This window comes from Persicitalea sp. (genome assembly GCF_041751555.1).
Taxonomy (GTDB): Bacteria; Bacteroidota; Bacteroidia; order Cytophagales; family Spirosomataceae; genus Persicitalea.
Genome location: NZ_JBGSXF010000412.1, coordinates 1 through 8,616, shown reverse-complemented (window position 1 = coordinate 8,616; position 8,616 = coordinate 1). Strand labels below are relative to the sequence as shown.

General features: G+C 49.6%; 5 protein-coding genes and 1 pseudogene. All 6 read left to right on the top strand.

Annotated elements, in window-relative coordinates:
* Positions 1-384, top strand: a pseudogene (locus ACEW8P_RS14530) (valine--tRNA ligase); the annotation flags it as partial.
* 399 nt (positions 385-783) lie between these two features.
* Positions 784-3,600, top strand: a complete 2,817-nt coding sequence (locus ACEW8P_RS14525) for a carboxypeptidase-like regulatory domain-containing protein (protein ID WP_373513800.1) — start codon at positions 784-786, stop codon at positions 3,598-3,600.
* A gap of 91 nt (positions 3,601-3,691) precedes the next feature.
* Complete coding sequence (locus ACEW8P_RS14520) at positions 3,692-5,011, top strand: T9SS C-terminal target domain-containing protein (protein WP_373513799.1); 1,320 nt, start codon at positions 3,692-3,694, stop codon at positions 5,009-5,011.
* Between the two features lie 72 nt (positions 5,012-5,083).
* Positions 5,084-6,076 (top strand): hypothetical protein, encoded by a 993-nt coding sequence (locus ACEW8P_RS14515; RefSeq protein WP_373513798.1) that lies wholly within the window; start codon positions 5,084-5,086, stop codon positions 6,074-6,076.
* A 205-nt stretch (positions 6,077-6,281) separates the two neighbouring features.
* Positions 6,282-6,911, top strand: coding sequence for an ATP-binding protein (locus ACEW8P_RS14510; RefSeq protein WP_373513797.1), 630 nt, complete (start codon positions 6,282-6,284; stop codon positions 6,909-6,911).
* Between the two features lie 164 nt (positions 6,912-7,075).
* The coding region (locus ACEW8P_RS14505) for a caspase family protein (protein ID WP_373513796.1) at positions 7,076-8,616 on the top strand (1,541 nt) is incomplete at its 3' end.

Here is an 8,616-nt window from a genome sequence, read left to right as displayed (position 1 = left end):
AGTCCTAAAACCGCACTGCCGCTCGCCATCCGTACGGATTCAAAAGCGCGCTACGAAATGCTGGCCGATCTAATTCAAAAACTCGCCAACGTCTCAGAAATCACCTTTGTGGCCAACCAAGCCGAAGGTATGTCGTTCTTGGTGCGCTCCGATGAGTTTTTTGTAGATCTGGCCGGAGAGGTAGACGTTGAAGCCGAGCGAGAAACCCTCCTGGCTGACCTCACGTACACCGAAGGCTTTCTCAACTCAGTAACAAAAAAGCTTTCCAACGAACGCTTCGTGCAAAACGCGAATGCTGACATCGTGGAGAAAGAACGCCAAAAACAAGCGGACGCCGAGGCGAAGATTGTGACGATTAGAGAGGCTCTGGCGCGGTTAGGGTAGTTGTCATTAAGCGCACGAGAAAGCGACGGTTGACAACTCGTCCAGGGGCCTTTACAGTGTTAAAAAATTGAACATTGCGCAGCAAACATTTTCTTTTAAAATTTATAAAAAATAAATGAGCTAAATAGAAAAGGTGTTTTATGAAAAAAGCAGAATTTTGTTCTATAATTTTGTAAATCAGAACAAAGTGGTTTGTTTTCTTTTAGATGTTTCACCTAATGTTCAGAAAAACTTAGATTGGCTTTTCTAATTAAACTTTGAATAATTATAATTAGAAGAGACGAGCCGTTATATAACTAAGCCATAATGGTGGCTTAACATTGGGGTAACATTGCACCCTTACTTTTGTGTCGATTCCAAAGGAATACTGACACCGTAAAAAAGTAAGACTGACACCCAATGAAAAAACGTACTTTATTATCCCTCCTCCTGGTCTGCGTCACTACGCTGGCCTTCGCCCAAACGGGCAGCATTAAAGGCACTCTTCTCGACGCAAAAGGCAAAGAAGCCATCATCGGTGGTAGCATCGTATTGAAAGGAACTACCCCGCCCGTGGGTACTTCTACCGATATCGAAGGTAGTTTCGAACTTCGCAACGTTCCCACCGGAAAGCACACCGTGGTAATGAGCTACGTTTCCTATAAGCCCAAAGAGGTCGAGGTGACGGTTTATCCTAATCAAGCGGTGGTAATCAATAGTACCCTCGAAGAAGATGTCGCCACTTTGGCCGAGGTCAAAATTGTGGGTCAACGCGCTACGTTCACTGATGTATCGGTCATCACTGAAATCAAACAGGCCGAGCAGATTGCGGTCGGTATTTCGGCCCAGCAAATTCAAAAATCCCAGGATCGCGACGCTTCGCAGGTCATTCGCCGCGTTCCGGGCGTATCCATTCAGGACGACCGATTTGTCATCATTCGCGGACTTAATGAGCGCTACAATACCGTGATGCTCAACGACGCCATCACGCCCTCAACGGAAGTGGATGTAAAATCGTTTTCCTTCGACCTTATCCCCAGCTCGGCTATCGACCGGATGATGATTTATAAGACTGGCGCACCCGAACTACCCGGTGAGTTTGCGGGCGGGGTGATTAAGATATTCACCAAAACGGTTCCCGACGAGAACGGACTGACGGTAGGCATTTCCAGCAGCTATCGTGCGGGTACGACATTTCAGAAAGTACTCAACGACCAGGGTTTTGCGGGTGATATGTTCGGCTTTGGGGCTGCGGCACGTAAACTGCCGAACTCCTTCCCAACTACCAACACGCTGTTGAGCGAGAATCGACCTTCGGCCGCCAGTTTCCAGGCTTTCCGTAACCTGCCGGATTTTTACAATGCGGAGAATGTTACCGTCAATCCCGACCTGCGACTGTCGGTAGGCTATAATAATAAGATGTCTCTCGGCGACAAGACGCTGACGACCTTCAACAACCTGAGCTACACGAACGCGAACCAAGTGCTGTACCGCACCCAGAATCGGTATTTGGCTTTTAGCCCTTCTGCGGGCAAGTCGGAGGTGTTGACCGCATATGGCGATCAGTTTTACGGTAACAATGTGCGGCTAGGAGCTATGTCCAACTGGGGTTTAATCCTCAATCCCAACAACAAAATCGAGTTCCGCAACCTGTTCAATCAGATTTCTAGTAAAGAGACTACCTTCCGCCAAGGGTATAGTACCGAAAATGGCCGGGAGGTCGAGAATTTCGCTTTCCGCTACGAAGCCAAGAGCATCTACACAGGCCAGCTAAGTGGCACCCACGACTTGTCGGATGCGACGACTGTAAAGTGGACGGGAGCCTTTGGCTACACTCACCGCGAGGAACCTGATTTCCGCAGATTCGTTTCCAGCCGAAATATCGGCTCCGACGGTCCTTTCACGGTCGAGATCGTCCCCGGTGCCAACGCCAGTTTGACGCGTGGCGCTCGTTTCTATTCCACGCTGAACGAATATACTTCATCGCTACGGGCCGACATCGAGCATCGTGTACGGCGTAAAGGCTATGCAGATAACGACAAGATGGATATCAAGCTGCGGGCAGGTGCCTATGGTGAGTACAAAGACCGTACTTTCCAGGCTCGCTGGTTCAACCTGACCAACCCAGGCGGCGTGTCGCAGGAAATCCTTAACCAGCCTTTCGACGGATTGTTCAGCCCAAGTACTATCGCCGCCGACAAACTTTATTATGGGGAGCGCACCAATTTCGACGACCGCTACGATGCCCAAAGTGTGCTGGCCGCCGGATACGTGGGAGTGTATTACCCCATTACCCCCAAATTCAACACCTCATTGGGCTTCCGGGCCGAGTTTAACCGCCAAACGCTGCAAAGCCAGCTTCGTGGGTCGGGCAACGACGTAGATGTGGACAATCCGATCTTTCGCCCACTTCCATCGGTCAACCTGACTTACAATTTGACTGACAAGTCGCTGTTCCGGCTGGCTTATGGAATGACGCTCAACCGTCCCGAGTTCCGGGAATTAGCGCCGTTCGTTTACTATGATTTCGGCTTCGACGTGTCAAGAATCGGTAACCCCGATCTGAAGACACCAACCATTCAGAATGCTGATTTTCGCTATGAATTTTATCCTTCCGATGGCGAAGTGATTTCGCTAGCGGGCTTCTACAAACACTTCCGTAACCCGATCGAAACTAAGGTACGCTATGCGGGTTCGGGTGTGATGTTCACGGTGGACAACGCCGAGCAAGCTTACGCCCTAGGGGCCGAGTTGGAAATTCGAAAGTCGTTGAAATCGCTGACCACTTCTGGCTTCGTCGATAACCTTACGCTGCTTTTGAACGCTTCTCTCATAAAAAGCCAGGTAACGACCGGCTTCGCTGGACAGGATAATAACCGCCCGCTGCAAGGCCAGTCGCCCTACCTTGTCAATACCGGAATTTACTACAACAACGTCAACCGGGGGTGGCAGGTCAATGTACTGTACAACGTAATCGGGGAGCGTATTTTCTTGGTGGGCGACCAGGAAGTGCAGCCTACGGTTTATGAGATGCCCCGCAATGTCATCGATCTGAACATTATCAAGACATTGGGTGAACACCTGCAACTGAAAATAGGAGTGCAGGATTTGCTGAATCAACCCTTCCGCATGATTCAGGACAGCAACCTTGACCAGAAAATTACCGACGTCGACGAAACCTACCAGAAGTACCGTCCCGGAACGTATTCGACGGTTGGATTAAGTTATAAATTTTGATTTGAAGGAAGAAAGGAAAGCTCCACACCTAAATATATCAACGAGTCCACGATTAAGCAACTAAAAACCAGATTGTTAAACTAAAAAAAGTATGAAAAAGACAACGAACTTTATTAAAGCATTCTTGTTTGGCGCACTGGTCGTCGGCTTCACAGCCTGCGACAAAGACGACCCCACGCCCCCGACTCCTCCGACGCCGACGGGTCCCAGCATGATTTCGGGCAACATTACGACCAACACGACTTGGACGGCAGACAAGAAATACGTACTCGACGGCTTCGTATACGTGAAAGACGGAGTTACGCTGACCATCGAGCCTGGCACGATCATCCGGGGCGACAAGCAAAAGAAAGGATCGCTCATTGTGGAGCGCGGCGGCAAAATCATGGCCGTTGGTACGAAAGAAAAACCCATTGTATTTACGTCTAATCTGCCTGCGGGCCAACGCGCGGCGGGCGATTGGGGCGGCGTTATCATCATGGGCAAAGCACCACAAAACAAGCCCGGTGACCCCGTGATCGAAGGAGAAGGCACAGCGAAATACGGTGGCGACCAACCTAACGACAATTCGGGCAAATTGAAGTATGTACGTATCGAATTTGCCGGGGTGGCCCTGGCAACCGACAACGAGATCAACGGCCTGACGATGGGCGGCGTTGGTTCGGGCACCGAGATTGACTATGTGCAGGTTTCCTACGGTGGCGACGACTCCTTCGAGTGGTTCGGCGGTACGGTAAACGCCAAGCACCTTATTTCTTACCGGGGCTTAGACGACGACTTCGACACGGACAATGGTTTCAGCGGTAATGTTCAGTATGGCCTTATCATTCGTGACCCCAAGGTAGCTGACCAAGCGGGTGATTCTAACGCCTTCGAGTCGGACAATGATGGCACGGGTACAACTGCTACACCACAAACGTCGGCTAAATTTGCCAACATTACTGCTACGATCGCTCCCGGCACGCTCGATAGTAAGTATCGCTCTGCTCTGCGTTTGCGTCGCAATACCGCGCTTTCGGTTTACAATAGCTTATTTGTCGCGCCCTATGTTAAAGGTCTCGAAGTGGAGAACCCACCAACCATCGAAAACTATAAGACGGGCAAACTGGTGGTGCAGGGATTAGTATTGCAAGGTGCAGTCACTCCATTGGTAGGTGTGGACGAAACGATCTTCAACACCGCCGCCAACAAAAACAAGGTTTATACCAACGTGGCCGACCTGATGCTTGACGCCAACTTCAACAGCCTTACCACTCGCCCGGTGCTGCTACCAAAGGCAGGTTCGCCCCTGCTGACGGGTGGCGTCACGCTACCCGCCGGATTTGAGCCTGCGCCTTACATCGGTGCCTTCAAAGACACGGACTGGACGGCTGGCTGGGCTAATTTCGACCCCCAGAACACGGATTACTAGAAAACAGTAGGAACATATTTGGTATAGCATAAGCTGTTGCAAAATATGTTCCTACACAAACTTCCAAGAAGTATGAAAAATCTAACTCAAACCTTTTTACTGATCTTTCTTGCATCGTCAATTTTTTTGATGCAAAGCTGCAAACACGATGTTATCGACGTTGTTAAGACGTCTGATACAGATAGAGTTGAGTTGAGTTCAATGAAGGTGTATGGCCTTCTAATAGATTCCTTGAATCAATTAAACAATGAAGAAGTTGTCGGATTTTCGATGGCGAAACTTGGAAGCAATTCGTACTTGCACAATTCTCTCGATACAACACACTTCGATGGCAGGTTTGAATATCATTTTCCAAAATCGTTTGCAGCTTTACTGAATAGAGACCTAGAATTCCAGGTCGGAGATAAGATAGCATGGTTTCACAAAGGCTATCTTTTCCTAATACCGATGAAAGGTTATGAAAAGATTAAAAAATCGCTATTCAGCCAAGACCATCCTTTCAAGTATGCTGAATCGATGAACTTGGAACATTTCTATCTCACGACTGGAATCGAAAAGGGGGCAGCCACTCACAGCGGAAAATCAGCGAGAACTAATGATGGTCCTTCACATCAAGTATTTTTTAGCCCTGGAACTAGATTTCTTGCGTATTCATCAAACGTATTTGGCTACAAGAGGGAGATATATTTCAATTGTAACGATTGGTATAACTCGTATAACGGAGAATACTTGTATCAAATTTACTACACTGTTGAATATCAAAAATTTAATTTCAACAGTAATCAATGGGAACCTACAAATCCTACATCAGGTTATTTTCGCCCTTTTTCGGGTGTGGAATTAGAAAACCACACGTTGAATGGTAATAACCTTACTACTACTCCGTCTAAATGGATACTTCCCACTGATACGAACATCTATGACTTTTTCCATGGAGTGATTAGATACCATTACTATAATTTACCTGGACAGCCAACTAACGTTGGTGCTCACCTCGTACTAGATTCGTATTTTGAGTATCACCATTCGACAGGTACAATCTCAGGGAATATAGATCTTTGGTGACACATGAGGGCTACAACCTGAGTTGTAAGCATAGACGACCTTACAAATTGGTGTCAGATTGTCGAAAAGCCGGGGGCATTTGCTCCCGGTTTTTTTTGTGATGGTGAATCAGTTTACAAAAATTGCCTATATATTTACCATGAAAAACCGTACTTCAATTCCTGTTTTACATGGAGATAAAGAGAAATATTTCTGAGAGAAAGATTTGGCTATGCTCGGACTTAGCACCGAGTCACGCACCATTGAGCGGTTCTGGCGAATGCTAGCAAGCACTCACGCCAATCTATGGAACGCTGAAGGTATTGCTCGTTCGATGGGCATGACCCGAAAAACAATCAACCGTTATCTCGACTTCATGGAAGGCGCCTTCCTCATCCGGCGGCTGATGCCCTACTCTGTCAACATCCCCAAACGGCTGGTCAAATCGCCCAAAATTTATTTGCGCGACAGCGGCATTTTGCACGCCTTTAAGGACACCGCGACTTTGGCGCAGCTTATGGATGACCCGCAGGTGGGCGCATCCTGGGAGGGATTCGTAATTGAGCAAATCATCGCCGCCACGCAGGAAAACTTCCGGCCCTATTTTTACCGAACCCAACAAGGGGCGGAGTGTGACCTGGTGCTTGAACGAAATGGCGTGGTCGAAGCAGCCATCGAAATAAAGCTAAGCACCGCGCCCATAATAGGCAAAGGGTTCAGGATTGCGGTGGAAGATTTGAAAGCGAAGCGGGCCTTTGTGATTGGGAAGGTAAACGAGTCCTACCCGATCAGCGAACTTATCACGGTTTGTGATTTGGCGAGCTTTCTGGATCGCTTCCTTCCAGAATTCGGCTAGACTTCTATGAATGTTTAAGGACCAGGGGTGGTTGTTTATGGTCTTTTATGCTGACAATCGCTCCTTTGTGACCGTTTAATAAAAACCTGTAACCGAACCAGGTTAGTCTTGATACTTTTTCATAAATTACTGATCCTAAACTCTTATGAAAGACTTCAAGCCTCATGCGTTACGACACCCTTCCTCAAATCGAGGAGCGCTTCCGCCGCGAAGCCGCGCCTGCCCTGCGGGCCTATGCCTTACCCATTCCCGGTGAAAACCTGACGCTGCGCGGGCAGCTATTCAAGCCCAACCGCAGCGATTATTACTACGACCGGGCCTACGCAAAAAAACGCATCGTGCTGCACTACACGGCGGGGAACGTCCGTTCGGACATGATTACACTCACGCAGCAGAGCCGCCATGTGTCGGTACCCTTCGTCATCGCCCGCGATGGCACTATTTATCAATTATTTTCTTCGAAGTACTGGTCGGGGCACCTCGGTGCGGGGGTTGGCAACAGGCGCGGTACAGGTAACCCGGAGGACAAAGCCACCATCGGCATCGAGCTTTCCAATTATGGTTTCCTTATACCCAAAGACGGAAACCTGGGAACGATTTATTCCCGCCTGAGAAATTCCGCCACGGGCAAAATCGGCCCAGCGGACCCTTACTGCTCGCTGGACGATACGAAGGCTTACACCAAAATCGACGAGCCTTTCCGGGAGCAAAAGCACTACGCTTCTTACACGCCCGAGCAACTCGACAGCCTGATTATCCTGCTGAGGTACTTGACCAAGAAGTACGACATCCCCCGCGAATTCCTGCCGCCGGAAAAACGTTTCCAAACTACCTCCGACGTGCTGAATTTCAAAGGAATCGTCTCGCACGTCAACTACCGCACGGGCGGCAAGTGGGACATCGGCCCGGCCTTCGACTGGGACACTATCATCGAAGGTGTACAGGCAGCTGAGTATAATTCCATCGCCGGGCAAAGTGTTTCTAATGCCCGCGCCCGTAGTCTGGAAGTGGAAAACGTGCTGACTTCCGAGGAAGAAATCGACGTACTTTTCCCACAGAGCAAGTCGGTACTTTCCGAGGAGGAAACTACTGACAACGAGGGCTATAACCCCAACGATTACGAGGATAAAGATGTCTTGAAGCAAACTACCCCGGGTGCCACGAAAAAAGTATTCGCCCTGCTCGTGGGCATCAACAACTACGATCGCGTCGGCAAACTCCACGGCTGTCTGAACGACGTGAAAGCCGTGCGAAAGTACCTGGAAAACGGCACGGATTTCAACGTCGAGATCAAGGAACTCACTGACGAGGCCGCGACCCGCGCGGGCATGGCCGCTGGATTCCGGGATTTTCTGGGACGAGCGGGTAAGGATGATACCGTCCTCTTTTACTACTCCGGCCACGGAACGCAGGAGCAGGCGGCATCGCTTTGGGACGAAACCGACGGGGCATTGGAATGCCTCGTTTGCTACGATGGCGGGGCCAGAAGTACCGCCGATTTCCTGCTGACGGACAAGGAACTGCGCTACCTCATCCACGAACTTTCCCAAAAAACCAAAGCCCATATCGTCACGATTTTCGATTGCTGTCACTCGGGCGACAACACCCGCAACGCGGCGTTGGTCGGCGCGAGCTACGACGGCGTGCGCGAGCGACGCGTCACGGACAAGGCGGGAAGGGCGTTCCCGCAGCGGTTGTGGAGCGA

What these genes read in the sequence shown, in the direction of transcription:
- ACEW8P_RS14520 (WP_373513799.1), top strand. Translation starts at nt 3,692, where the DNA reads ATGAAAAAGACAACGAACTTTATTAAAGCATTCTTGTTTGGCGCACTG.
- ACEW8P_RS14525 (WP_373513800.1), top strand. Translation starts at nt 784, where the DNA reads ATGAAAAAACGTACTTTATTATCCCTCCTCCTGGTCTGCGTCACTACG.
- ACEW8P_RS14515 (WP_373513798.1), top strand. Translation starts at nt 5,084, where the DNA reads ATGAAAAATCTAACTCAAACCTTTTTACTGATCTTTCTTGCATCGTCA.